This is a genomic window from Sinorhizobium sp. RAC02 (genome assembly GCF_001713395.1).
Lineage (GTDB): Bacteria > Pseudomonadota > Alphaproteobacteria > Rhizobiales > Rhizobiaceae > Shinella.
Genome location: NZ_CP016452.1, coordinates 1019882 through 1045127, shown reverse-complemented (window position 1 = coordinate 1045127; position 25246 = coordinate 1019882). Strand labels below are relative to the sequence as shown.

The window sequence follows — 25246 nt, the reverse complement described above, 5'->3', positions numbered from 1 at the left end:
TCGCTTTCCCCATGTTTTGCATTTTGGATTTTAAAAATTTAAAATACAAAATACCTTCTCAGGCGCTGGCGAATTTCCGCTCGCCGTCTCCCGATTGAACCGCGCCGGCGACAAGCGCGCCGAATGCGTCCGTACTGGTGTTGCCACCGAGATCGCGGGTCCTCGACGCCGGGTCCGCGAGAACCGCGTCGACTGCCCGCTCGATGTCCGCACCAGCCGCCTCAAACTGCGGCAGACCGCGCCATTCACCGAGCCAGCTCAGCATCATTGCCGCAGACAGGATGAGCGAGGTCGGGTTGGCGATGTTCTGGTTCTGGATATCCGGCGCCGAACCGTGCTGCGCCTGGGCGCAGACGAGGCCGGTCTCGGCATTGGCGTTGATCGAGCCGGCAAGGCCGAGACTGCCGGACAGTTCGCTCGCCAGATCTGACAGAATATCCGAATAGAAGTTCGTTGCGACGATAACGTCGAAGCGGAACGGGTCGCGCACCAGATGGGCGGCCATCGCATCGATGATGAGTTCGTTGAGCGTGACCTCCGGGAATTCGGCCGCGACCTTCCGCACCTGCTGCAGGAACAGGCCGTCCGTGAGAATGAAATTGTTGGCCTTGTGAACCGCGGTCACCTTCCTGTTGCGCTTCATGGCAAGCAGGAAGGCCTGGCGCGCAATGCGCTCGCAGGCCGACGCCGTGATCTTGCGCACGGAAAGCGCCACATCCGGTGTCGGCATGAATTCGCCCGTACCGGCATACATGTTGCGGTCGGGATAGAAGCCTTCCGTCGCCTCGCGCATGATAACGAGGTCCATCGTCTTGGCATCGTTCAGGAACGGGCGCGAGCGCGCCGGGCGTACGTTCGCATAGAGATCGAGCTTGACGCGGAAGCCGGCCGAGACGTTGACGCCGCCCTTGTCGCGCGCAGGGTAATCCATGTGGGATTGCGGTCCGAGGATGATGCCGTCGAAGGTGCGCGCCCGGTCCAGCGTCTCGTCTCGCAGAGTTGAACCGTACTTCTCCAGGCTCGCAAAGCCCGTTTCTTCAAAATGGAAGTCGAGACCAAGCGAAAACGCCGCATCCGCCGCCTTCAGGACGTCCATAGTTGCCGCGGTGATCTCCGGGCCAATCCCATCACACGGCGTCACGAATATTCTCATCAAACCAATCTCCCATGAGGCGGCAAGCAAGATCGCCGCGCAACGTCACGAGCAGGTTATTGGCTTTTTAAATTCAAAAATGCAATATCATTTTTCTGGATCGTCTTTTTCATGTGCCTGATGGGACCAGGACCAGGTAACGGGCGACTTTTTGGAGAGCGCGCCACCGAGGTGACGGCGCATCGCATAGGAGGCCTCCACGACCTCACCGCGTTCCAGAAGATCGAGGATTTCGAGATGCTCCCGGCACTGCCGCACCGTGCGACTGCGGTCGACGCGCGAGCGATACTCCAGAAGGCGCCGCATCCGGTTCACGCGAACCAGGGAGATGTGGAAAAAAGGATTGTTCGACATTTTGATCAGCTCTTCATGGAAGAGCGCGCCGTTGTGCAGCAGCCGTTCGGCAGGCAGGCGCTCTATATCAATCTCCAGCATGCGTAGCTGGACACGTCGCTGCTCCTCGATGATTTTCCGGTCAAGCCGAAATTCCGGCTCCAGCATGGCGGCGGGCTCGATCAGCATGCGGAAGCGATAGATCTGCTCGAAAGCCTCCGGTGTCTTGGCGACGGGCAGGAAGCGCCAGCCATAACCCTGCTTGCGCTCCGCCCAGCCCTCGCGGGTGGCACGCATGAGGACATCGTTGAGCTGCGACTTCGTCAGCGCGTAGCGCTCACGCAGCATCTGCTCAGTCACTTCGGCAGGAATACGGTCCGTCAGCCAGTCTTCCGCCAGCCGCTGGTAGTCGTTTGCAATCTCGAAGGGTTCGGGGTCGTCACGCACTTGCTCGACGACACCGTCGTTCGCCTCCTTGACGAAGAAGCCGCGATTCTCCTTCTGCTCCAGGAGCCCCTGGCTCGCCAGCATCTCCATCGCCTCGCGCACGGGAGACCGCGAAACCCCGAAGCGGTCGGCCAACTGCTGGGTCTTCAGGTGCTCGCCAACCAAAAGCTCGCCGGATGTGACGAGAAGAGTGATTTCGTTCGCGATGGTCTGGGCGAGCTGGCTGGAGCGCATGGTTCGTGTCCGATCCTCTGGGGGGCATTCGCGGCACGTTAATTCATGCCTGTCCCGAAATAAACAAGATGTCCGATTTTTGCATATGCGCCCGGTTAAAAGCCAATGAATTGGCGGAAAACCGTTGACATCTTCCATTAATTGCTTTTTTAAACTTAAAAAATCAATTTTGAGAGGGCGTATGGCTTTACGGATCGAAGCAGCGACCGGCCCCGTCAATGCCGTCGACCTCCGAAGCGCTTTCGGAGAGGTCCATCGCCTGCCGTTCGTGCTGCGTATCCTGCTTGAAAACGTGGCCCGAAGGGATCCGGGCCACCTCTTCGCTTTCACCGAAGCCTTGCGCATCTGGCTACGTGACGGGACCAGTGAAGCGGCGGTCGATTTTCATCCATCCCGCGTGCTCATGCACGATACGACCTGCGTGCCGGCGCTGGTGGATATCGCGGCCATGCGCGACGCCATCGCTGAAGCCGGCGGCGACCCTTCGACGCTGACGCCCGTTCTGCCCGTCGACGTTTCGGTTGACCACAGCGTCGCCGTCGACTGGTACGGCCGAAGCGGAGCGCGCGAACACAATATGCGTCGCGAGATGGAGCGAAACAGCGAACGCTACCGGCTGATGAAATGGGCGACCGCCGCCCTGCCCGGCGTGCGGGTCCACCCGCCCGGCACCGGCATCATGCATACGCTGAATCTCGAACAGCTTGCCACGATCATGGACATTGTCGACCGGGACGGCGAGCGATGGGCGGCACCGGACACGCTGATCGGAACGGACAGCCACACCCCGATGATCGCCGGCATCGGCGTTCTCGCCTGGGGCGTCGGGGGCCTCGAGGCGGAAAGCGTGTTCTTCGGAATGCCGGTGACGATCCGCCTGCCTGACGTCGTTGGCGTTAGGCTGCGGGGGCGGTTGGGGCCGGGTGTGTTTTCGACGGATCTTGCGCTGGATGTCACGCACCTGCTTAGAAAACACGGCCTATCCGGTGAATTCGTCGAATTTTTCGGCGAAGGCATTTCGACGCTGACCGGCGGCGACCGTGCCGTGGTCGCCAATATGGCACCTGAATACGGTGCGACGACCGGCTTCTTTCCGGTCGATGAACAGACGATCAGCTATCTTCGCCAGACCGGCCGCGCGGCCGAGCATTGTACCTTCGTTGAAAACGCTGCAAAAGCGCTCTGCCTGTGGTTCGACCCAGTAGTCGAGCCGCGCTACAGCCGGGTGATCGATCTCGATCTGTCCGCGATCGAGCCCCTCCTTGCCGGACCGCGTCGTCCGCAGGACAAATTGCCCGTCGCGGCGGCCGCCGAAGCGCTGGAGGCTGTGAGTGGTCGCCTCTTCCAAGAGGGGAAAACCATACCGGACGGTGCCATTGCCATTGCCGCCATTACTAGCTGCACCAACACGTCCGATCAACACCTGCTCGCTGCGGCCGGCCTCGTTGCGCGCAAAGCGCGGCGTCTCGGCCTTCGACCGCCGGTCTGGGTGAAGACTTCGCTGGCGCCGGGCTCGCCATCTGCCGAACGTTTCCTGGCCCGCAGCGGCCTGCTGGGTGATCTGGAGGCCCTAGGCTTCGGCATCGTCGGCCACGGATGCACGACCTGCATCGGCAATTCCGGCCCCCTGCAAGCTGACATGGCAACGGCGGTCGAGGAGGGAACTGTCGCAGCAGCCCTTCTCTCCGGAAACCGGAACTTTCCCGGGCGTGTCCATCCAAGCCTGCAATTCGGCTTTCTCGCAGCACCCCCGCTCGTCGTCGCGCTCTCCCTTATCGGCAAACTGGTACCGGACCCCATGAGCCGTAAAATCGCCCGCAGACGGAACGGCGAACCATTCGTTCTTGGCGACCTTCTTCCCTCCCGCGCGGAAATCGATGCCATCATGCACGCCTTTTCTGATCCTGCCGATTTCGGGCAAGCCTTCTCACAAGCCGCAGCCAATACCGCTTGGGAGGCGCTCGATGCTCCTGCGTCCCCGCGCTTCCCGTGGGACGAAGCGTCTACCTATATCCGCCGGCCGCCCTTCGCCGACACCCGCACGGCAAGTCGTCTCGGAACCTATTCAGCGCATCCATTGCTTGTCCTCGGCGATGACATGACCACGGACCATATCTCGCCGGCCGGCCAGATCAGTGCCGGCAGCCTTGCCGGCAAACACCTCGTTGCGCGGGGCGCACCATCAAACGATCTTAACGTTTATGCCGCCCGGCGCGGGAACTGGGAGGTCATGGTGCACGGCCTGTTCGACAATCGCAGCGCCTGCAACCTGCTGATCGATAACCGGCCGGCCTCGCGAACCGTCCACGCACCCACGATGGAGGAGGGGCCGCTCTCTGAGATAGCCGAGCGCTACCGGCAGGAGGGCCGCTCGGTCGTCATCGTTGCAGGCGAGCGGTACGGCACCGGCTCCTCGCGCGACTGGGCCGCGAAGGGCGTGGCGCTCCTCGGCGTGCGCGCGGTCATCGCGCGCAGCTTCGAACGCATTCACCGCACGAACCTCATCGGCATGGGTATCCTTCCCATCGAGCTTGCGCGCGATGTGCCATTTTCCATCGGCGTGCAGGACATGCTCCAGGTCTACGCAGCTGTCGTGGAGCCCAGATGCACGGTGGCCTTGACCGTCCGGCGTGCAAACGGCGATTGCCAGCATCTGGCAGGAAGGGCCGCGGTGGAAACAGAGCGGGAGGCCGATATCCTCACATCAGGTGGAATGATCCAGGCGATCCTGTCTCCTGCCCGACGTCCATGAGGTGATGCCATTTGGAGGGACACCTTCATGCCTTGACGTGGCGGCATGATCTTCGATCGACCCCGAGGGCATCGGTTGTCCCATCGCACTCTTTTCGACCAATAACGAAATATTTCCCGCCAGTCGCCATCATTCGCCTGCCGTTTTACCCATCATCGCCGGCATCCCACGTCGATGGTTCTGGATACCCTTTGTCGAGGACGCAAACATTGATCTACACGATGAGTTCGCCAATGCTGCTCCCCATCATCAACCAGGAGATCATAGATGACGAGGGCCGTCCTATAGCGGACTGGTCCCGCCAGATACGCTATGTTGACGGCGCATTCGATGGTGGAGCCGGCTTTCAAGGTCAGAAGAAAGGCGTCCTCGGATACGGCATACCGCTGATCCCGGCGACGCTGCCGAACAGAATCCGCTTTCTGGCCACGCAGCGGGTCAGGCCTCTGCCCGACGTTCTATACCAAGTCCCACAATACCTGGCCACGGCGCGGTTTCGCGATGTCGTTGAAGCCATGGAGCCGGGCATGCATCAACTTCACCCTCTGACGATGATGTGGAAGGACGACAGTGCTGCGCCGGACCGCTGGATCGTCCATCCCACACAACGGATCGACACCGCAGACCGTACGCAGACGACCTATGTCTTCACGACCAACACGGCGCGCGGATGGAGCTGGCGGGACGATCCCAGCCGCCAGGACAAGTCGATCCCGCAGGCACGCTTCGTCATCGATTCATCCAAGGTGGCGGGCAGGCATTTCTGGGTGGACAAGTACTTTCTTGTGCCGGTGCATTTCGTCTCGGCCGAGTTTCGCCAGGCGTGTGAAACTGCAAAAATCACCGGCCTGCAATTCACGCCAATCGGGGAGCTTGATTGGCTGGGCGTGTCCTAACGGACAGACAATACCAGAGCCCGGCGCACCATCGTCACAGATCCTTGGCAAGGCGCAGTGCATCGTAGATGGCCGCGTGCGTGTTGCGCGCTGCGACGGCATCGCCGATCCTGTAGAGCTGGTACGTGCCGTCCGGGTTGCGCTCGACAGTCTGCGGTGCGCCGGAAAGCAGCTCGTCATAGGAAACCTCCCCGAGGTTTCTCGATCCCGGCTTGAGCTCGAAATAGAGGTCGTCCAGCGGGATAGTGCCGTGGTTGACGACGATCTGGTCGACCACGCGCTGTTTGGCGATGCCGCCATAGTCGCTACCGACATGGGCAATGATCTGGTTGCCGCTCTTTTCCGCAGCGTCCAGCTTGTAGGTGACGGTGAAGGTCGTATCGAGCTTCTGCAACGAACGCATGTAGGGCACGAGGTTCATCGCCATGACTTCCGGCGCAAAGGCGCGGTCCGGCGTCATGATCTCAACCTTGCCGCCCGCTTTGGCGATGAACTCGGCCGCCTGCAGGCCGGCATGGTCGCCGGCATCGTCATAGATGAGCACGTTGCTGCCCGGCTTCACGTCGCCGGAGATGATATCCCAGGAAGAGACGACCAGCTCGTTGCCCTTGGTGAGCACATCCGTATGCGGCAGACCGCCCGTCGCGATGATGACGACATCGGGTTTTTCCGCCTTGATTGCATCGGCTTCTGCCCAGGTATTGAAGCGGAAGGTGACGCCGTGTTTTTCGCACTGGCGCATGCGCCAATCGATAATGCCGATCATTTCGCGGCGGCGCTCACTCTGTGCCGTCAGGCGAATCTGGCCACCCGGATTGTTCGCCGCTTCGAAAACCACGACCTCGTGCCCGCGCTCAGCGGAGACGCGCGCCGCCTCGAGGCCCGCCGGACCGGCGCCGACGATCACCACTTTCCGGCGCGTATCCGCCTTCGCAATCGTATGCGGCATCGTCTCCTCGCGGCCGGTCGCGGCGTTGTGGATACAGAAGGCGAGACCGCCCTGGTAGATGCGGTCGAGACAGTAGTTCGCGCCGACGCAGGGACGGATATCGTCCTCGCGCTTTTCGATGATCTTGCGCAGGATATGCGGGTCGGTCATGTGGGCCCGCGTCATGCCGATCATATCGACCTTGCCGGCGGCAATAGCGTGCCGCGCGGTCGCCACATCCTGGATCTTCGCTGCGTGGAAGGTCGGGAACTTGGTCGCGGCGCGGATATCGCCGGCAAAGTCCAGATGCGGTGCGCTCGCCATGCCCTGGATCGGGATGACGTCGGTCAGGCCCGGGTCCGTATCGATATGCCCGCGGATGACGTTCAGGTAATCTATCAGGCCGCTTTCCTTGAGACGGCGGGAGATTTCCAGGCCTTCGGCCTTTCCGGTCCCGCCGGGAAGACATTCGTCAGCCGTGTAGCGCACACCGAGGATGAAGTCGTCGCCGACCCGTTTGCGCATCGCCTTGAACACGTCGAAACAGAAACGCATGCGATTGTCGAGCGAGCCGCCATAGGGGCCGTCGAGCTCGTTGGTAAGCGGCGAGGTGAACTGGTCGATGAGATGGCCATAGGCCTCCAGCTCGACGCCATCCATGCCGCCGGCCTTCATGCGCTCGGCCGCATCGGCAAAATCCTTGATGATGCGCTCGATGTCCCAATCTTCCAGCTTCTTGGGAAACGCCCGGTGCGCCGCCTCGCGATGATGCGACGGCGCGACGACGGGCAGCCAGTCGCCCTTGTCCCAGCGCGTACGGCGGCCGAGATGGGTGAGCTGGATCATGATCGCCGCACCCTCTTCATGCACGGCGTCAGTCATCTCCCGGATCCACGGAACGATCTCGTCCTTGTAGGCGAGCAAGTTGTTGAAGACCGGCGGACTATCCTTCGAGACGGCGGCCGAACCCGCCGTCATGGTCAACGCCACCCCGCCCCTCGCCCGCTCCACGGTATAGGCACGGTAGCGGCCTTTCGGCATGCCATCTTCCGGATAGGCCGGCTCGTGCGACGTGACGATGATGCGGTTGCGGAGGGTCAGATGCTTCAGCTGGTAGGGTTGAAGCAGGGGATCGTTCGACATGCGACGGCTCCGGATTGAGGGACTTTGTCATGACGGTAAGCGGGAATGTACATATGTGTCAACATTTGAAAACAGTATCGTTTATAATATCGACAGCACTGTACATTCCCTTGTGGCGACGCCCGGGTTTTGTTAGGAAGCAAACATGGAACAAGCGACGATCGACAGCGGGTGGCGGGGCTCTCATGAGGCATGGCTGGACGCGGCCTACGACGCGCTGCTCGAATCCGGCGTGGATTCGGTCAAGATTCTGCCGCTCGCAAAGCGGCTCAATCTCTCCCGGACCAGTTTCTACTGGTTCTTTAAGGACCGGGAGGAACTGTTGAGTGCGCTGATTGCGCGCTGGCGGGAAAAGAACACCGGCAATCTTGTGAAGCTCGCCGGGGCCTATGCGGAATCGCTCGCCGAAGCGATGCTGAACGTCTTCGACTGCTGGCTGAACAAGGAGTTGTTCGACTCTCAGCTCGAATTCGCAGTCCGCAGCTGGGCGCTACAGTCGCCGGAAATCCAGGCAGAGGTCCATGCGGCCGACCAGACGAGAATGGACGCGATCGGCCGCATGTTCATGCGGTTCGGTTATGATGACGGGGCAGCGGACGTTCGCGCGCGAACGACCTACCTGGTGCAGATCGGATATATCTCCATGCAGTCTACGGAGGATCTCGCGCTCCGCATGAAGCGTATCCCGGAATATATCGCGATCTATACCGGCCAAGCTCCCCAGCAGCGAGAACTCGACCGCTTCTTTGCGCGGCACGGTTACAAACCGGAATGAGGATCGCCCGCGAGGTCGCCGAAGGCCTCAGCCGACGAAGAGCGGCCGAAGCGCCATTTCACATCCCAGCAGCAGCAGGCAGACGAGGAAACCACGCCGGAAGGCCGATGGACTGATCCGCTGGCGGATCGCCTGCCCGACCGCCATGCCGATCAGAGCCGGGACGACGGCGAGAAGCGAGGGAACCAGGTTTTCGGCGGGCAGCGCACCGTGAAATCCGAGCGCCAGGGCAAGGGCGATGGTGGAGACGGTAAAGGACAGCCCAAGCGCCTGGACCAGTTCGTCCTTTTCCAGGTCGAGTGCCTGAAGATAGGGCACGGCTGGAATGACGAAGACGCCGGTGGCGCCCGTCACCAGACCCGTCACAAGGCCAACCAGCGGCGTTGCAACGGGCTGCCAAAACGACGGCACACGCCTTGGAGCTGCGCAAAGCGTATAGGCGGCATAGGCGACGAGGGTGAGGCCAAGCGCGACCGTGGTGCGAGCGGAAGCACCGTCCGCAAGCAGCGTCGAACCGACCAGGGTGCCGGCAATCACCGCGCCCATCATGGGCCATAGCCGCCATAAGAGCGGCTTGAAGCGGGGGCCGGTCAGCAATTGCCAGACATTGGTGACGAAGGAAGGCACGAGCAGCAATGTCGCCGCCGTCAGCGGCGACAGCACCGCCCCCAGCACGCCCATCGCGACGGTCGGCAGGCCCATGCCGGTGACGCCCTTGACGATGCCGGCAAGAAGGAAAGTTGCGATAATGATGACGACGTCGTTCTGATCCATGCCGGGAGCTAACGGCCTGCCGGGGTCCGTCACAAGCGGGAAGATCCAACAACAGCCTTCGGTTTATCCGAAAGCTGATTTGTGTTACGCCCTGAAAATGCGCTTCGACCTTGCCGACCTGCGTCTCTTTCTGGCCATCGTGGAGGCCGGCAGCATCACGCATGGTGCCCAGGCGGCGAACCTGTCCGTGGCCGCGGCAAGTGAACGGCTGCGCGACATGGAGGCATCCGGTGGCGTGCAGCTTCTCGAACGCGGACGCCGCGGCGTGACGCCCACCCGTGCCGGTGACACGCTTGCGCATCATGCCCGCCTCGTCCTGCACCAGGTTGGCACCATGCATGTGGAAATGTCCGAACACGCTCGGGGCCTACGGTCGTCGATCCGCATCCTGGCCAATACGGCCGCCATCACCGAATTCCTGCCGGAGCGACTCGCACCGTGGCTTGCCGCCCACCGACAAGTCGATGTCGATCTTGCCGAGCGGCCGAGCCGCGAGACGATTGCCGCGGTCGCTCGCGGGGCGGCAGCGTTCGGCATCGTCTCCGACGCCGTTGATACGGCGCCACTTGCCACCCTGCCCTTTGCCGTGGACCGCCTCGTCGTCGTGCTGCGGCGGGACCATCCGCTGGCGCTGCAAAAACAGGTCGCCTTCTCTGACATGCTCGGCGAAGACTATGTCGGCTTCGCGGGTGCGTTGCAGGATCATATCGACCAGCAAGCTCTGCGTATTGGGCAAAAGCTTCACCCACGCGTGCGCCTGCGCACCTTCGAAGGGATCTGCCGGCAGGTGGCTGCGGGCGTCGGCTTCGGCATTGTTCCGGAGGTCGCCGCCCGGCGGTGCCGGCGCAGCCTGCCGATCGCTTGCGTGCGACTGAGCGATCCCTGGGCGACACGCCAACTTCTATTGTGTTTCCAGGAAACGCAACCGCTTGATCCGGCCGCCCAGCAACTCCTCACGCATCTGGCCGCAGGTGGATGATCCCGCACGGCGGAACGTGGAAATCCTCGGAGTGGATATCAAGCCCGGGATGCGCTCGATTGCCGTCTTCGTGCAAGCTCATAGGCGACGGCCGCGAGGACCGTCGCGGCGATGAGCACGAGCCCGAGAGCGTTGACCGCGGGTGTCAGCCCGGTGCGCACCTTCGTCGCGATGTAGACCGTCAAGGGCGTCTCGGTGCCGCGCACGAAAAGCGTGGTGTTGTAGTTCTCGAAGGATTGCAGGAAGGCGATGCAGGTCGCGGCCAGAAGCGACGGCTTGAGATAGGGCAACAATATGCGGCGAAAGACCACGATGCGGGACGCGCCGAGATCCACGGCGGCGTCCTCCAGCGTGCGGTCAAAGCGCTGCATGCGGGCGGCGACCATGAGCATCACATAGGCGGAAATGAAACTCGACTGCGCGAGGATGATCAGCGCCGTGCCACCGCCGACCCCGACCTGGCGCCAGAGCACCAGCGTCGCGATGCCGATGGCAACGCCAGGGGTCAGGAGCGGCGAGACCATCACGGCATAGAAGAGGCTTCGCGAGCGGTCCTGAAGGCTGTTGAGGAAAAGGGCCGCCGCGGTTCCGACGGGCAGGGAAATGGCAATCACACCCAGACTGATGAGAATGGACAGCCGGAGAGCCTGCCACATGGCGCTATCCGCCCACAGCGCCGAAAACCAGTCGAGCGTCGTTCCGAGCCAGGGCGTGACCGTCGGGAACTTGCTGGTGTTGAATGTCGCCGCCGCCATCACGAGCAGCGGCAGGAACAGATACGCGAAGAACAGCACCATGTAGATGGCGAAGATCACCTTTGGCAGGACGCTTGCGAGGGCCGCCAACCCGCTCGCCGAGGGTGCTGCACCCGCAGTGGCCTTATAGGAAACAGTCATTTTGCCACATCCGCGAGATTGACCCGGAAAATCCTGAGCGCGGCCATCACGACAGCCATGCACAGCGCGAGAAGAACCAGCGCATAGGCAGCACCACGGTTCCAATTGCCGCCTTCGAAGAACCAGTTGTAGATGATCTCCGTGAACCAGCGGCTGCCCGGCGCGCCGAGAAGCGCCGGCGCCACGTAGCTTCCGGCCGCCAGCATGAAGGTGAAGACGCAGCCTGTTGCGATGCCCGCCTTGGCATGCGGGATGACGATTCTGCGATGGATCTGGATTGTCGAGGCGCCAAGATTGCGGGCCGCCTCTATCTGCGCCGAATCCAGCGTGCTGATGGAATTGCAGACCGGGAAGAGCATGAACAGAATGTAGGCATAGACCATGCCCGCCAGCACCCCGACATCGCCGAACCAGCGCACCGGCGCGTCGATCACGCCGAGCGACGTGAGCACGACGTTGAGCGGCCCGTTAAAGGCGAGGAGGATGTAACAGGCCAGTGTTCGCAGCACCTCGTTGATCCAGAACGGGATAATCAGCGCGACCGTCACGAAGGCGACGGCCTTGCGCTGGGCGACCTTGGCCAGCCAGTAAGCCATGGGATAGGTGACGACGAAGGTCGCCGCCATGACGAGCGCGCTTGCCCAGATGGTCTTGAAGAAGATGCCCCTGTGGACTGGATCGGAGAAAAGCGCGGTAAAGTTGACCAGCGTGTAGCGATCGTCCGGGCCGCCGATCTGCGCCGGCATCAGGTTAGGCCGCAACGAGAAATCCAGCATCATCAGGTTGGGCGCCAGAACCATGCCCAGCAACCAGGTTGCGACACAGATCAGAATCACGCTGCCGAGGCCAACGCCAAATCGCTGAAACAGGCTATGCATGGGCCAGGACCAGCGCCTGCGAAGCGGCAAAGGACAGCCGCACATTCGTTCCGGCCGTCGGTGCCTCGGCAAGCCGATGGTGCGGCAATGCCGCCGCCAGCCGGTATCCGTCATCGGTCTTGGCGTGCAGCATGGCGGTTGCACCTTCGAATTCGAGCTGCTCGGCAACGGCGTGCAGGCCATTGGCATCGGCTCCCGCCGAAAGCGAGATCGCTTCGGGCCGAACGTAGACAACCGCCTGGTCGCCGACCTTGAGTCCAGCGCTGCTCCGCCCCGTGAATAGGCCATGGGCGGTCTCGATTGCGGCCATGCCATCGGCGAGGCGCTCAACGCGGCCGGGGAACTCATTGGTTTCCCCAACGAACCGCGCGACGAAGGACGTCGCCGGATTGGTGTAGAGTTCGAGCGGCGGCGCGACCTGCTGCAAGACGCCGGCGCTCATCACGGCGACACGATCCGACATGGCAAGCGCCTCGGACTGGTCGTGGGTAATATAGATGAAAGTGACGCCGGTGCGCTTCTGCAGGCTGCGCAACTCTGCGCGCATGTGCTGGCGCAGCTTCAGATCGAGCGCCGAGAGCGGCTCGTCGAGCAGCAGCACCTGGGGCTCGACAGCCAGCGCGCGGGCGATTGCGACGCGCTGCTTCTGCCCACCCGAGAGTTCATGCACCATGCGCTCGCCATAGCCGGGCAGGGCAATGAGTTCGAGCAGCTCCTCGGCACGCTTTTTCCGTTCGGCCTTGCGGACACCACGAACTTCCAGCCCGAAAGCGATGTTCTCCCACACCGGCATAAGGGGAAAGAGCGCCAGCGACTGGAAGATCATCGAGGTCGGCCGCTGGTCGGCGCCGATGCCGACCATGTCGCGCCCGCCGATCAGGATCCGGCCGCCCGTCGGCTGTATGAATCCGGCGATCAGTCGCAGGATGGTCGTCTTGCCGCAGCCGGAAGGGCCAAGGATCGAAAAGAACTCGCCGCCCTCTATGGCAACGGAGAGTTTCTCAACCGCGCGGGCCTTGCCGAAGGTCATTTCGACATCGATCAGTTCGACAGAACGGGACATGCAGGACTTCCTTGAAAAAGAGCGGCGGCGGGATCCTGTCCCGCCGCCCAATGTCCACAGACGGGCTTAAGCCGAGAGGAACTTGTCCTGGTACTCGTTGCGCAGGGCGACGAACCAGTTTTCCTGAACCGGCCACCACCACAGCTTTTCGAGCGCGTCGCCCGGATAGGCGGCGGCGAAGAACTTCTGCGACGCTTCGGAAAGGAACTTTTCCGCGCCGACCGCCGTCGTGTTGATCGAGGTGTGGTTAGCATAAAGCGCGCCGGCTTCCGGCGTCAGCACCCAGTTCAGGAAGGCATAGGCCTGTTCGACATTGGCGGCGCCAACGGGAATGGAAACACCCTCCATCCAGGTCAGCGCACCTTCCTTCGGGGCCACGAAGCCAACCGGCAGGCCTTCCTTGGCGAGGCCGGCAGCGGACGAATCCCAGGTCTGGCCGATCGTCACGCCGTTCGCGCGGAAAGCACCCTGCGCTTCGTTTTCATTCGACCAGAACTGCGCGATGTTGCCCTTGTTCTTGATGGCTTCGGCGAGGATGGCGTCGTAGTTCGTCCGCATCGTCGCTTCGTCCTTGAAGCTGTCGCGCATCGGCTTCGGCAGCTTGCCCTGTGTCTCCAGCCAGAGGCCGAGACCGACGAGGCCGGAATGGCCACGGACGGTTGCCTTGCCGGCCATTTCCGGCTTCCAGATATCGCCGTAGGAGGCGGTGCCGTATTCCAGCGGCGTGGTGTTCTTGTCGAAGGTGATTGCTTCCGTGCCCCAGTCGGTCGGCACCTGGTAGCGTTTTCCGTCGATCACAGCGCCCAGCGTTTCCGAACCTTTGAGGGCGCTTGCCAGCACGCGATCCCACAGCACCTTCTTTTCGTCGATCGGCTGGATGAGGCCGAATTCGACATAGTTCGGCACGCGGTCGACGGCCGGCCAGATGACGTCATAGCCCGAGCCGTTGCTCGCGCGCATCTGGTTGAGCAATTCGTCGTTGGTGCCATAGGGCGTGTAGACCGGCTTGATGCCCGTGTCCTTCTCGAACGCAGCCAGCATCTCGTCGGAAATGTAGCCGGCCCAGGCGAAGATGTTGACCGAGCCGGACGAACCGGCGGCAAATCCCGTGCGGGAGACAAACGGTGCTGCCAAGGCAAGTCCGGCAGCCGCCATGGTGCCCTTCATCAGGATGCGTCGACTAACGTGGGTCATCGAAAGGTTCTCCTTTTCGGCGCCACTATCGGCCGCCGTCAGGGCACCGCTCATAGGGCTGGTCTGTGACAGGTATGCGAAGGATTCCGCGCCTGAAGCAGCTTCCGCCCCACCTGGCACGGCGCGAAGGCAAACTTCATCGAACGGTCATCCGTCTGTCGGCTGACTGACACATTCGCTGACTAGCGGGAGGGGCATCCGGGCAGGTTCATGCCCAAGTCATCAATGAGGTTCGCTGTCATGTTTTCCAATGGCGTCAAAGGCATCGGTATTTCCGCGCACAAGAGGGCGCATGATCTTTCGGACTTCGGGGCGGAACTCGACATGATCGAAGCGCTTGGCGTGGACTCGATCGAGATTCCCACCTTCGACCTCGATGTCGTCGTCGGCGGGCGGGTCCGTCGCCCCCAACTCGCCCGGCTGCTCGACGCATGCCGCGGCCGCGGGGTGCTCTATTCGGTGCATGGCCCGCTCGCCATCAACTTCATGGACGAAGCCTGGCGTCTGCCCCGCCATTTCGAGGTGCTGGAAGCATCGCTGGAAGTCGCCGCGGAAATCGGCGCGGAGCACTACGTCATGCATTCCGGGCTGGCACCGCGCCAGCAGGCCGCGGGCACGGAAGCTGCCTACGACCGGCAGCGCGAAGCGCTTTCGCGGGCTGGGGATATGGCGCGGCAACACGGCCTGATCCTGTGCGTGGAAACGCTGTTTGCCGACTACAAGGGAGATGGCTACGCCTCGTCGCCGCGGCGCCTGGCGAAAGAACTTGCCGCCATTGCGCATCGGCACGTCATGGCAACCATCGATTTCAGCCACTCCTATCTCAAGCTCGACTTCGACGGTGACCGGGATCGTTTCGTGGATGAGATCGCCACCTTGGCGCCCTATGCCAAGCACCTGCATGTCCATGACAGCTTTGGCCGTCAGGACGACATATGGATGTATACCGAAGGCGAACGCCTGGCCTACGGCCATGGCGATCTCCACCTGCCGGTCGGGTGGGGCGACATTCCCTGGCAGGCGCTGATGGCCGAATGCAGGTTCCCCGAAGGCACCCTGTTCAACATCGAGCTCAATGAGCGCTACTGGTATGCGGCGACGGAATGTGTGGACGCAACGCGCGTTCTGGCGCATTCGGCGCAAACCGCGCAAGCCCCCATCGCGGCCTGACGTGGCCGGTCTTTGACCGGACCGACCACGCAAGGGTAAAGCCGGTTTCTAGCCGGCGCGGTTCTGTCCCATGCGGGCATAGGCAGCCGGGTTCGTGGCCTTGAGCCTGCTTGCCATCGCGAAACCGATAAGGCCGGCAACCGGGATCAGCGCCGGCAGGATGATGCCGAGCGTGCCGCCAGCCGTCTGGGTGAGGTCGCCGAAGTTGATGAAGATATAGACGAACAACGCCGCCATGATGAGGCCCGACACGGCCGGCAGGACGAGCGTCGTCAGGGGTGGATGTGCGCCGGGCGTCTTGCGGAAGAAGACGATGACGGAGAGCGACGTGATGGTCATCATGCCGAGCACGCCGAGCGTGCCGACCTGGCTGATCCAGGTGAACATGTTGAGCACCGGATCGAGGCCGAGGCCGGCGAAGACCGCGAGCACGGCAAGCGCCATCACCGTCTGCATGACGGACCCGACATGCGGGCTCTGGTGCGCATCGTGGGTGCGGCCGAAGGCGGATGGCAGCAAGCCTTCGCGGCCAGCCACGTAGCTGTAGCGGGCGATGTAGTTGTGGAAGGCGCTGATCGCGGCAAACAGGCTCGAGACGAGCAGCAGGCCGGCAATGGCCGGAACCGGCCCGCCAACATAGGTGCCGGCAAGATCGAAGAAGAACGATGTCGGGTCGGGTAGCGCGCCAATCGTCGACACGAGCTTGTCGGCGCCGACGCCGACGATCATCAGCCACGTCGTGAAGACGAAGAACAGGCCGATCATCAGCACGGACAGATAGGTTGCACGCGGAATGGTCCTTTCCGGATCGCGCGCCTCCTCGGCATAGATTGTCGTCGCCTCGAAGCCGATGAACGAGCCGAGGCAGAACAGCACGGCGGCGGTGAGCGAACCGGAGAACATGGCTGTCGTGTCGAAGAAATTGAAGGAGAGGCCACCTGCCCCACCCTTTGCCAGAATGGCGAAATCGACCAGCAGCACGATCAGATATTCGAGCACGACCAGCACGATCATGACCTTGGCGGAGAGATCGACCTGACGGTAGCCCAGGATACCGACGAGGGCGATGGCGATGAGGCTCCACAGGTACCATGGCAGGTCGATGCCGAAGCCGGAGAAGACGCCGCTTGCAATGCCGCCCAGCAGGCCGATCAGGCCGAACTGCATGGCGTTATAGGCCACCAGCGCGATGATGGCGACGGCGCCGGCCATGCGCCCGCCGAGGCCGCGTGCCGCATAGGCGTAGAAGGCGCCGGCATTGGTTACGTGGCGCGACATCGCCACGTAACCAGCCGAAAAAGCCAGCATGATCAGCGTCATCAACAGAAACGTTGCCGGAATGCCGGTGCCGTTTCCGAGCAGGAAGGAAATCGGCACGGCGCCGGCAACGCCCGTAAGCGGTGCTGCGGCCGAGATCACCATGAAGGTCACCGCGATCAGGCCCAGCGAATTTCTGCGGAGTTGGTTCGCCCCCGCGATTGTCACGTCAGTCATTGGTCTCTCCAGTTTTCGTTCCCCAATTCGCCGGCTCACCCCGCCGGCATCCACAGCCCTTTTCGTTTTTATTGTGCGCTACGACAGTTGAACGGCCCGGTGATAGGCGCGGTGGCCGTAGAGCAGAGAGGCCGGGTTTTCCGACAAGCGGACGTCCATGACACGCCCGATGATGATGTGATGCGTTTCCCAAAACACGGAGGTTGCGACCTGGCATTGGAAGCTAGCCGTCGCGCCTTCCAGTGCGGGTTGCCCGAGTTTTCCTGATGACCAGGGCGTGCGCTCGAAGCGCTCCGCATGTTCGCCCGCCGAAAGCCGGCCGGCGAAGAGATCGGACACCGGATGCTGGTCCTCATGCAGGAGATTGGCGCAGAAGGCGCGGTTTTTCAGGATCGCCGTGGCGACCGGGCTCATGTGGTGTAAGCACGCGAGCAGCGAGGGATGGTCGCCATCGGCGGAAACCGAGGTGAGCGAGCTGATCGTCACGCCGAAGCGCCCCGCTTCGCCATCCGTCGTCACCACCGCGACGAACGTCGCCGCACGGCTCATGCCTTCGAGGAATTGCATGCGAAGCTCTGGTTTCATGGCACTACCCCAGGTCAAAGAAGCGTTGCAGTTCTACATCGGGTACTTTCTTGCAGAATTCGTCATGCTGGCTCTGGCGGCTGGCGGCAAAGGCTTCGACGAAGCGCTCGCCAAGCCAGTCTTTGGCAAAAGCAGAGGTCCGAAGCCGGCCGATTGCCTCGGGCATCGAACGGGCGAAATCAGGTCCCTCACCCGCCTGCACATAGCCGTTGCCGATCACTTCGGGCTCGGGCTCGATGCCCTCCATGATGCCGGCAACACCGGCCGCGACGGTCGCGGCGACCGTCAGATAGGGATTGGTGTCGGCGCCGGGCAACCGATTTTCGACGCGCAGCGACCCCGCATCGTGCCCGACGACGCGGAAGCAGGTCGTGCGGTTCTCGAAACCCCAGGTCAGGCCGGGCGGCGCGAAGGTACCGGGCGCAAAGCGGCGGTAGGAATTCACCGTCGGCTGGAAGATCAGCGTCATGTCGCCGATGTAGCGTTGCAGACCGCCGATGAAGTGCCGGAAGGTTTGCGACATGCCGTTCTTGCCGGCGGGATCATGGAAGACCTTCCGGCCCTCCCCGTCGATGAGGCTGACATGAAGGTGGATCGACTGGCTGTCGGCAGTCTCCGTCCAGCGCGGCATGAAGGTGACGCATTTGCCCTGGCGCTGTGCGAGTGCGCGTACGAAGTTTTTCAGGAGGACGAGCTGGTCGGCAGGTTCCAGCCCCGTGCCCGCCGCGATGCAGGCTTCGAGGAAACCACCGCCGATTTCCTCGTGCATCTTGGCGAGGTCGATCTTCAGTGGTTCGCAGATCTCGGCCAGCGCCTCGTACCATTCCGTCTGCTGCACCTGGTAGAGCACGAGGTCATGGCTCTTGTGCAGCGTCGCCGTCTTGAGATTGCGATAGCCCTTTTCACGCGCGCTTTCCGGCGTCTCGTCGAACAGCGTGTATTCCAGCTCCATGCCGTAACGCGGCGCATAGCCCGCCTCCCCGGCGCGGGCCAGCACGCGCTTCAGCAGCGAGCGCGGGCAAAGTTCTGCAGTCGCACCGCCATAGTTGGACAGTACCAGCAGGTCGTGGCCGGGCTTGGACCAGGGCAGGCGGCGCACGGTGGAGGGGTCCAGCACCAGCGGATCGTCGTGGAAATCCGATGTGTCATCCGAGACGCCGGGAATATTGAGGACGACATCGGTCGGATCGAGCGCGAACGTGACGGGAGACATGCCCATGCCGCTGCGCGCTATACCGGCCAGCGAGCGGACCGACACCATCTGGCCGCGAAGCAGGCCGTTCGTATCGGTCATCGCAACGGTGGCGAAGCGGCTTTCCGGGTCGGCGATGTAGGCGTCGAGGGTCATGGTCACTCCGTTTCGGTGGCCGGCGGCGGCTTGAGGGATGAGAGGACGGCGAGGTCTTTTTCTGAAGCGGTGGAATAGGCGCGCAGGAACACGCCGAGCCCGTTGCGGATGTAGCGTTCGATGGTCGCCCGGTCGGGCACGGCATCGGGAATGTGCAGCGCCTTGTTGCGTGGTGCCGAGAGGATCAGGCCCCAGAGGTCTTCTGCCGCGAGCTCGGCATCGTCAAAGACGAGCCGGCCGGCCCCGCGCTGCCGTTCGAGATAGGTGATCATGCCGGCGAGCACCCGGTCAGGACCCGACGCCTGATAGGCACGGCCGACATCGGGCAAGCGCTGCGCTTCACCGATGATCAGCCGGGCGAGGTTCAGCATGTCCGGTCGCAGCACGACATCGGCATAATGCCACGAAAAGGCATAGAGCTCGGCCACCATGCCCGAGGCGGAGGGATACTCGAAGGATTCAAGCATGTGGTCCCGTTCCTGGGTCATCATGGCGGTGAAGAGCTCGTCTTTCGACGGAAAATACTGGTAGAGCGTCGGCTTGGTCAGCTCCGCCTCGGCCGCGATGTCGTCCATCGAGGCGCTGACGAAACCCTTCTCCGAGAAGATCTTGAGCGCGGCGTCGAGGATGCGGCGTTCGCGAAGAATGCGGTTCTGCTGGCGTTTCGGTAGAGCGGTCATCGCGCGATCTCCGACAGGAATTCGCCGAGCACCCTGTTATAGGCGCCGGGACGCTCGACATTGCAGACATGCCCGGCGTCCTCGATGACCTCGAAACGCACACAGGCGCGCGGCGCCACTTCCGCGATCCGGTTGGCAACGCCGCGGATCTCCTCGGGGGCAGCAAGCCGGTCGAACCGTCCCGTCATCATCAATACCGGCATGGTGAGCCGGGAGAAATCGAAACGCTCCGGCGGGTGGGTGAAACAATGGAGCGCATCGCGATAGGTCGCAGCGGGAATGGCTGCCATGGAGGTGAACAGCGCCTGCCGCACCGCCTCGCCCGCATTTGGACCCGCCAGGACATCCACGACCGCAGGTGCAAAATCGGCCGGCGTCTTGCCCGCATCGAGCGGAACTTCGCGCGCCGTTCGGAATGCCTCGCGCTCCGCCACCTCGGCCTCAGACATGCCGGTGCAGCCGCCGGACAGGACGAGGCCCGCCAGCATTTCCGGATGACGCATGGCGAAGGACGTAGCGATCCAGGATCCATAGGAGAGACCGCAGAGCACAAGGCGCGTCGCGCCAAGCGCCTCGGCGACACGCCGGATATCGTCGCAATAGTCCTCCACCGTGCTTTGTGACGGGCCGAGCCGGCTCTCGCCGTAGCCGCGCAGGTCAAGTGCCGCAGCCCGCAGGGTCGGCGCGACCGCGTGGAGCTGGGCCAGCCAGTTCGTCCGCGCACCGCCGATGCCGTGCAGGAAAAGTACCAGCGGACCCGGCCTTTGCGGCGTGACCGTCAGCGCCAATTTCGGCTCGCCAGCGATGAAGACGCTTTCGAGTGCGGCGTCTGGCTGCTCGACAGAGGGAATATCATCCGAGGCCGATGTCCCGGCGATGTCGTCCAGAGCCGCTATGTCCATCTCAAAGATCGCCTTCGTGCCGGCGGCGATGGCCGGAGCGCGATCGGCGGAAGCGGAGAGCCGTGCCGACCACTCGATGCGGCTGCCCCCCGTTTCGTCGGCAAAGACCTGTAGTCGGGCATCGTAGCGTTCCGCGCCCGCAATACCCTCCAGATGCGTATAAGCGAGCACCCGGTCGCTGTCGGAGCGGTAGGTGAGCTGCTCGCGATACAGCGTGTCCTCACCCTTCGCGGTGAAGGCGCGGATGAGCGCGCCGCGCGCATCACGCTCCAGGCGCATTTCCGCGATCGCCGGATGCCAGGCGCCGCAGAAATTGCCGACAACGGCCCAGACCTCGGCAGGTTCTGCCGCAACATGCCCGATGACGTGAACCTGCTCCGTCGCCATGTCTCAGCGAAGCCCCTTGAGCGTGCCGCCCGTACCCCGCCACAGCGAGGAGCGCGCACCGCCCTCGTCGCCGGGCGCCTTGTCGAGTTCGTCCGTGTCATAGAGCGTGAGGACGGAAAGGTAGTCCTCCATGATTTCGGACGTGTAGGGCAACATCAGCGCCCCGCAGCGACTATCGCGATACATGCGTTCCAGCGGCAGGGTTTTCAGCATGGATTGGCCGCCGCAGGTCCGGATGGCGAGCGCTGCGATCTCCTGCACGCCTTCCATGACAGTGTACTGGGCGGCGTACATGCGCAGCACCTGCGCCTTTGTCGGAAACCCCTGGGCCTCCATGAAAGCCTGCCACCACAGTGCCCGCATCGCGGCGAGCTGGGTGTACATCTTGCCGACGGTGATGCGCTTCGTGCCGAACATGCGCCGGTCAGCGGCCAGCTGGCCGGGCACCTCGCCGCGCAAATAGGCGACCGTGAAATCGAAGGCGCCCTGCGCCACACCCATATAGGTGGGCGATAGCGTTGCCATCATGTGCGGCCAGTGCGGCAGGGTCTTGATGAAGATGCCGCGCGGCATCATCAGGTCATCCTCGGTGACGAAGACATCCTTGAGCACGAGGTCGCGGCTGTTGGTGCCGCGCATGCCGAGCGGATCCCAGCTGCCGGTGACCGAGAGGCCCGGCGCGTCCTTGTGCACGACGAAGATCATCGTGTCCTCGTGGCGTGGCTCGATGCCCTCGAAATGCTCGGTGCAGACGATGGAATAGTAGTCGCAATAGCCGGCGAGCGAGGCGAACTTCTTGAAGCCATTGATGCGCCAGCCACCATCGACCTTGCGGCAGGCGGTCTGCGCCGGCTTGGAGGTCCAGTTCTGCCCGGCCTCGGAAATCGGCTGCGAATAGATGCCCTGTTCCTTGACGGCACGACGGAACTGGCGTTCGCGCAGCGGCGCGAAGGCGGCACGGTCCTCGTCCGTCAGATTGGGCAGCTCATACATGAACCGCGACCACATCATCGAGGAATTGTGCATGTTGAAGGTGAGTGCGGTGGCACCGCAATATTTGCCGATTTCCGCCCCGACCATTGCATATTCGCCGAGGCTGAAGCCGTGGCCGCCGAACTCCTTGGGAACCGTCAGGGTGAGAAAGCCCTCGGCGGCCAGGTCCCTGTAGTTCTCGACCGGAAAGGACGCTTCGTCGTCTATTCCCTTGGCGCGCGGCGCAAAGCGTTCGCGGCCGAGTTCGTTGATGCGTGTGAGAACCGCCAGCACGTCGGGCCGGATACGGGAAAGGTCGTAATAATCTGCAGGTTCGCTCATGATCAGTCCTTGTCAAATCCGGTCAGAGAACGAGGTCGCCCTGGAGACGGCCGTCCCTCACCACGGCAACGCCATCCAGCGTAATCGTGCACTTGCGCATCGGCAGGTCGAAATGCCCTTCGGTGAAGCGGCCGGCATATTGGTTGGCACCTGTCGACCAGAGGAAATTGCCGGCCCAGGCGCGAAACTCGACGGCCTGCATGTCGCGCTTGTCGTAGAGCGCGCCGGACACCCAGCGGGCAGCGGGGTTCATGCCCCAGCCGACATGCGAGAACCCGTAGGCCAACGGGTCCTCCCAGGCGTCCATGTAGTCGCGGAACAGTTCAGCATCCAATCCGTCGCCTTTGATTTCCTTGACGAAATCGTTCTCGACGGTGAAATCGATGCGGCTGGTCAGATAATTCTTGAAGGTCAGGTTCATGTCGCCGACGTCCATGACGATGCGTCCGTTGACGGTGCCCGGCCCCGGGAATGCGAGGCAAAGGCCGCCCGGCCAGTGCGCGACGGCTCCCGGCGTCGTGCCGAAGCCCGGCGTTCCGCCGCAGGGCGCATCCGTAAGGTCGATGAAGAGGTCCGTTCCGGCCGCCGAGGTGACGCGCATTTCCTTCGCCTCGCGCAGCATCTGGATGCCGAGCGCCACCTTGGGGCCGAGTTCGGCCTTGGGTTCGCAACGCTCGAGGATTTCCGGATGCTCGTTGCAGACCACGAGGATGCGTGCACCGGCCGCCTCGATCTCCGGCCATTCGGCGGCATGGATCATGCCTTCCACGGTGCAGTCGACGATCACCTCGCACTGCTTCATGGCCTCGATCGCCGCGCGGTTGCCTTGGATGGCGAGTGAGGTGCCTGTGGATTTGACCGGCACGGGCGCCGTCTGCCGCGGCGTCGGCATGGTGATCATGCAATAGTCCGCGCCGAGATCGTGGCAAGCGATATCCGCAAGCTGGACCAGCACGGGCCGCGACTGCGTCTCCGCGACGATCGCCACGCGCGTTGCGCGGCCAATTCCATTGAGCACGAATACGCGCCGGAAGCAGGCAAGCCACTTCCCCTCAATGCGCTCCTGCAGCATTGACCTCTCCCAGATTTGAATCGCCCCTCAGCGATTTCTTTACTCATGAGTAAAGAAACTGTTTGAAGTCTAAAATTTTGTCAAGAGATAATTCTGGAGCCGGGAAACGGGCAATCCGCCTCAGTGTTTGAGGATCTGGCTGAGGAAGAGCTTGGTGCGTTCGTGCTGCGGATTGCTGAAGAAGTCTTCCGGCTTGCCCTGTTCGACGATCTGTCCTGCATTCATGAAAATCACCCGATCGGCAACCGCGCGGGCGAAAGCCATTTCATGGGTGACGCAGACCATCGTCATGCCCTCCCGGGCAAGGCTCGTCATGGTCTCGAGCACCTCCGAGACCATTTCGGGATCGAGCGCCGATGTCGGCTCGTCGAAGAGCATGACGGCCGGTTGCATGCAAAGCGAGCGCGCGATTGCCACGCGCTGCTGCTGGCCGCCGGAAAGCTGCACCGGATATTTGTTCGCCTGCTCGGGAATGCGCACGCGCTCCAGGAATTGCAGCGCCGTCTTGCGGGCTTCCGCCTGGGAAACGCCCTTGATCCACATCGGCCCGACCATGCAGTTCATCAGCACCGTCATATGCGGGAAGAGGTTGAAGTGCTGGAACACCATGCCGACGTTCTTTCGCACCGCGCCGACCTCACGCATCTTGTCGTGCAGGGTGATGCCGTTGACGACGATGTCGCCCTGCTGGTGCGCCTCCAGCCGATTGAAGCAGCGAATGAGCGTCGATTTTCCCGAACCCGATGGGCCGCAAATGACGATGCGCTCGCCCTTTTGCACGGTGAGATTCACATCGGTCAGCACGCGGAAGGCGCCGTACCATTTGGAAACGTTGCGCACATCGATAATCGTGTCGCTCATCGCACTTTGCTCCTCGCGTAGTGGCGTTCGATGCGCGACTGGATGAGTTCGAGTCCAATCGACACGATCCAGTAGAGCATGGCGGCGGAAATCAGCATTTCCATGTGCTGGAAGCTTTTCTGGCCGAGCGTGCGTGCCAGGAACATCAGTTCCCAGACCCCGATGACCGAGACGAGTGAACTGTCCTTCAGCATGGAGATGAATTGGTTGCCGGTTGGCGGAATGATGACGGGCAGCGCCTGCGGCAGGATGATCTTGCGCATGGTGACGCCGAAGCCGAAGCCGATGGAGCGCGAGGCCTCCCACTGGCCGCGGTCGATGCTCTGGATGCCGGAACGGAAGATTTCCGTCATATAGGCACCGTAGCAGAGCGAGAGCGCCAGGATGCCGGCGGGCACGGCATCGATGACGAAGCCGATCTGCGGCAGGCCGAGATAGATGAGATAGACCTGCATCAGAAGTGGCAGGCCGCGGAAGAACGACGTGTAGAAACTCGCGATCGCATAGGCAAAGCCGTTGGTCGACAATTTTGCGACCGCGCCAAGGATGGCGATGGCTGACGCGATGACGATCGAGATCGCGGAGACATAGATCGTCGTGAAAAGCCCCTGCGTGATGAGGAAAGGCAGCTTTTCGGCCATGAACGGCAGGCTGAGATTGAAGGTCGTGAAAAAGGCGAGGAAGAGCAGCAGCAGCTCGGACCAGACGACCGCGACCTGCACCTTCAGCGGCGCAAAGCCGATCAGCACGATGTTGAGGCACAAGGTCACCGCGATGACGAAGGCGATGGCAAAGCGGCCGTACACGCCGCTTTCAGCGGGATCGCCGATCACCGGCCGCATCAGGTCGCCAAGCGACGTTCCCGTCAGGTCGAACGCGAGAAAGACGGCGAAAACCACCGCAAAAAGACCGGCGACGAACCAGGGCTTGTGGACAAGAACGTCGGATTCGACGGTATCCGGATACAGCATCTCCGCTCCTTCAGGAT

The 25246-nt window shown here is 62.5% G+C and carries 22 protein-coding genes; 5 read left to right on the top strand and 17 right to left on the bottom strand.

What is annotated here, in order from left to right:
* Positions 1-58: 58 nt before the first annotated feature.
* Positions 59-1153 (bottom strand): isocitrate/isopropylmalate dehydrogenase family protein, encoded by a 1095-nt coding sequence (locus BSY16_RS25965; RefSeq protein ID WP_069062683.1) that lies wholly within the window; start codon positions 1151-1153, stop codon positions 59-61.
* 87 nt (positions 1154-1240) lie between these two features.
* On the bottom strand, positions 1241-2167 hold the full coding sequence (locus tag BSY16_RS25960) for a GntR family transcriptional regulator (RefSeq protein ID WP_069062682.1): 927 nt from the start codon (positions 2165-2167) through the stop codon (positions 1241-1243).
* Positions 2168-2348: 181 nt separating this feature from the next.
* Here BSY16_RS25960 and acnA point away from each other — a divergent pair, with 181 nt between their 5' ends.
* Positions 2349-4919 (top strand): aconitate hydratase AcnA, encoded by a 2571-nt coding sequence (gene acnA, locus BSY16_RS25955; protein ID WP_069062681.1) that lies wholly within the window; start codon positions 2349-2351, stop codon positions 4917-4919.
* A 209-nt stretch (positions 4920-5128) separates the two neighbouring features.
* A complete protein-coding gene (locus BSY16_RS25950) occupies positions 5129-5815 on the top strand; it encodes an imm11 family protein (protein ID WP_150130150.1) in 687 nt (228 codons plus the stop codon).
* A 34-nt stretch (positions 5816-5849) separates the two neighbouring features.
* Here BSY16_RS25950 and BSY16_RS25945 read toward each other — a convergent pair whose 3' ends face one another.
* Positions 5850-7886 (bottom strand): NADH:flavin oxidoreductase, encoded by a 2037-nt coding sequence (locus BSY16_RS25945; protein ID WP_069062679.1) that lies wholly within the window; start codon positions 7884-7886, stop codon positions 5850-5852.
* 145 nt (positions 7887-8031) lie between these two features.
* Here BSY16_RS25945 and BSY16_RS25940 point away from each other — a divergent pair, with 145 nt between their 5' ends.
* Positions 8032-8661, top strand: coding sequence for a TetR/AcrR family transcriptional regulator (locus tag BSY16_RS25940; protein WP_069062678.1), 630 nt, complete (start codon positions 8032-8034; stop codon positions 8659-8661).
* A 27-nt stretch (positions 8662-8688) separates the two neighbouring features.
* Here BSY16_RS25940 and BSY16_RS25935 read toward each other — a convergent pair whose 3' ends face one another.
* Complete coding sequence (locus tag BSY16_RS25935) at positions 8689-9435, bottom strand: sulfite exporter TauE/SafE family protein (protein ID WP_069062677.1); 747 nt, start codon at positions 9433-9435, stop codon at positions 8689-8691.
* Between the two features lie 97 nt (positions 9436-9532).
* On the opposite strand from BSY16_RS25935, the gene BSY16_RS25930 reads away from it, so the two are divergent.
* The gene (locus tag BSY16_RS25930) at positions 9533-10414 is read left to right on the top strand and encodes a LysR family transcriptional regulator (protein ID WP_069062676.1); all 882 of its coding nucleotides are present in this window, start codon (positions 9533-9535) and stop codon (positions 10412-10414) included.
* Between the two features lie 38 nt (positions 10415-10452).
* On the opposite strand, the gene BSY16_RS25925 is transcribed toward BSY16_RS25930, so the two are convergent.
* From BSY16_RS25925 to BSY16_RS25910, 4 genes are all read right to left on the bottom strand, one after another.
* Positions 10453-11211, bottom strand: coding sequence for an ABC transporter permease (locus BSY16_RS25925; RefSeq protein WP_069063703.1), 759 nt, complete (start codon positions 11209-11211; stop codon positions 10453-10455).
* 95 nt (positions 11212-11306) lie between these two features.
* Positions 11307-12188, bottom strand: a complete 882-nt coding sequence (locus BSY16_RS25920) for an ABC transporter permease (RefSeq protein WP_069062675.1) — start codon at positions 12186-12188, stop codon at positions 11307-11309.
* Positions 12181-13251 (bottom strand): ABC transporter ATP-binding protein, encoded by a 1071-nt coding sequence (locus BSY16_RS25915; protein WP_069062674.1) that lies wholly within the window; start codon positions 13249-13251, stop codon positions 12181-12183. Before BSY16_RS25915 ends, BSY16_RS25920 begins: the two co-directional genes overlap by 8 nt.
* A 66-nt stretch (positions 13252-13317) precedes the next feature.
* Positions 13318-14445 carry an extracellular solute-binding protein gene (locus BSY16_RS25910; RefSeq protein ID WP_069063702.1) on the bottom strand — a complete coding sequence of 376 codons (1128 nt, stop codon included), beginning with the start codon at positions 14443-14445 and terminating at the stop codon, positions 13318-13320.
* A gap of 240 nt (positions 14446-14685) precedes the next feature.
* Here BSY16_RS25910 and BSY16_RS25905 point away from each other — a divergent pair, with 240 nt between their 5' ends.
* Entirely contained in the window at positions 14686-15615 is a 930-nt protein-coding gene (locus BSY16_RS25905) for a sugar phosphate isomerase/epimerase family protein (RefSeq protein ID WP_069062673.1), read from the top strand.
* Positions 15616-15663: 48 nt separating this feature from the next.
* Here BSY16_RS25905 and BSY16_RS25900 read toward each other — a convergent pair whose 3' ends face one another.
* The 9 genes from BSY16_RS25900 to BSY16_RS25860 all read right to left on the bottom strand — a co-directional run bounded on the left by BSY16_RS25900 (position 15664) and on the right by BSY16_RS25860 (position 25229).
* Positions 15664-17109 (bottom strand): APC family permease, encoded by a 1446-nt coding sequence (locus BSY16_RS25900; protein ID WP_069062672.1) that lies wholly within the window; start codon positions 17107-17109, stop codon positions 15664-15666.
* A gap of 78 nt (positions 17110-17187) precedes the next feature.
* Entirely contained in the window at positions 17188-17694 is a 507-nt protein-coding gene (locus BSY16_RS25895) for a flavin reductase family protein (protein ID WP_069062671.1), read from the bottom strand.
* Between the two features lie 4 nt (positions 17695-17698).
* Positions 17699-19042 (bottom strand): glutamine synthetase family protein, encoded by a 1344-nt coding sequence (locus tag BSY16_RS25890; RefSeq protein ID WP_069062670.1) that lies wholly within the window; start codon positions 19040-19042, stop codon positions 17699-17701.
* Between the two features lie 2 nt (positions 19043-19044).
* Positions 19045-19722: a TetR/AcrR family transcriptional regulator gene (locus BSY16_RS25885; protein WP_069062669.1), complete on the bottom strand. Its 678-nt coding sequence runs from the start codon at positions 19720-19722 to the stop codon at positions 19045-19047.
* Positions 19719-21011, bottom strand: a complete 1293-nt coding sequence (locus tag BSY16_RS25880) for an alpha/beta fold hydrolase (protein ID WP_069062668.1) — start codon at positions 21009-21011, stop codon at positions 19719-19721. Before BSY16_RS25880 ends, BSY16_RS25885 begins: the two co-directional genes overlap by 4 nt.
* 3 nt (positions 21012-21014) lie before the next feature.
* Entirely contained in the window at positions 21015-22325 is a 1311-nt protein-coding gene (locus BSY16_RS25875) for an acyl-CoA dehydrogenase family protein (protein WP_069062667.1), read from the bottom strand.
* A gap of 22 nt (positions 22326-22347) precedes the next feature.
* Positions 22348-23397 carry a 2,5-dihydroxypyridine 5,6-dioxygenase NicX family protein gene (locus BSY16_RS25870; RefSeq protein WP_069062666.1) on the bottom strand — a complete coding sequence of 350 codons (1050 nt, stop codon included), beginning with the start codon at positions 23395-23397 and terminating at the stop codon, positions 22348-22350.
* Between the two features lie 120 nt (positions 23398-23517).
* Positions 23518-24258 carry an amino acid ABC transporter ATP-binding protein gene (locus BSY16_RS25865; protein WP_069062665.1) on the bottom strand — a complete coding sequence of 247 codons (741 nt, stop codon included), beginning with the start codon at positions 24256-24258 and terminating at the stop codon, positions 23518-23520.
* Positions 24255-25229: an amino acid ABC transporter permease gene (locus BSY16_RS25860; protein ID WP_069062664.1), complete on the bottom strand. Its 975-nt coding sequence runs from the start codon at positions 25227-25229 to the stop codon at positions 24255-24257. Before BSY16_RS25860 ends, BSY16_RS25865 begins: the two co-directional genes overlap by 4 nt.
* Between the last annotated feature and the right edge of the window lie 17 nt (positions 25230-25246).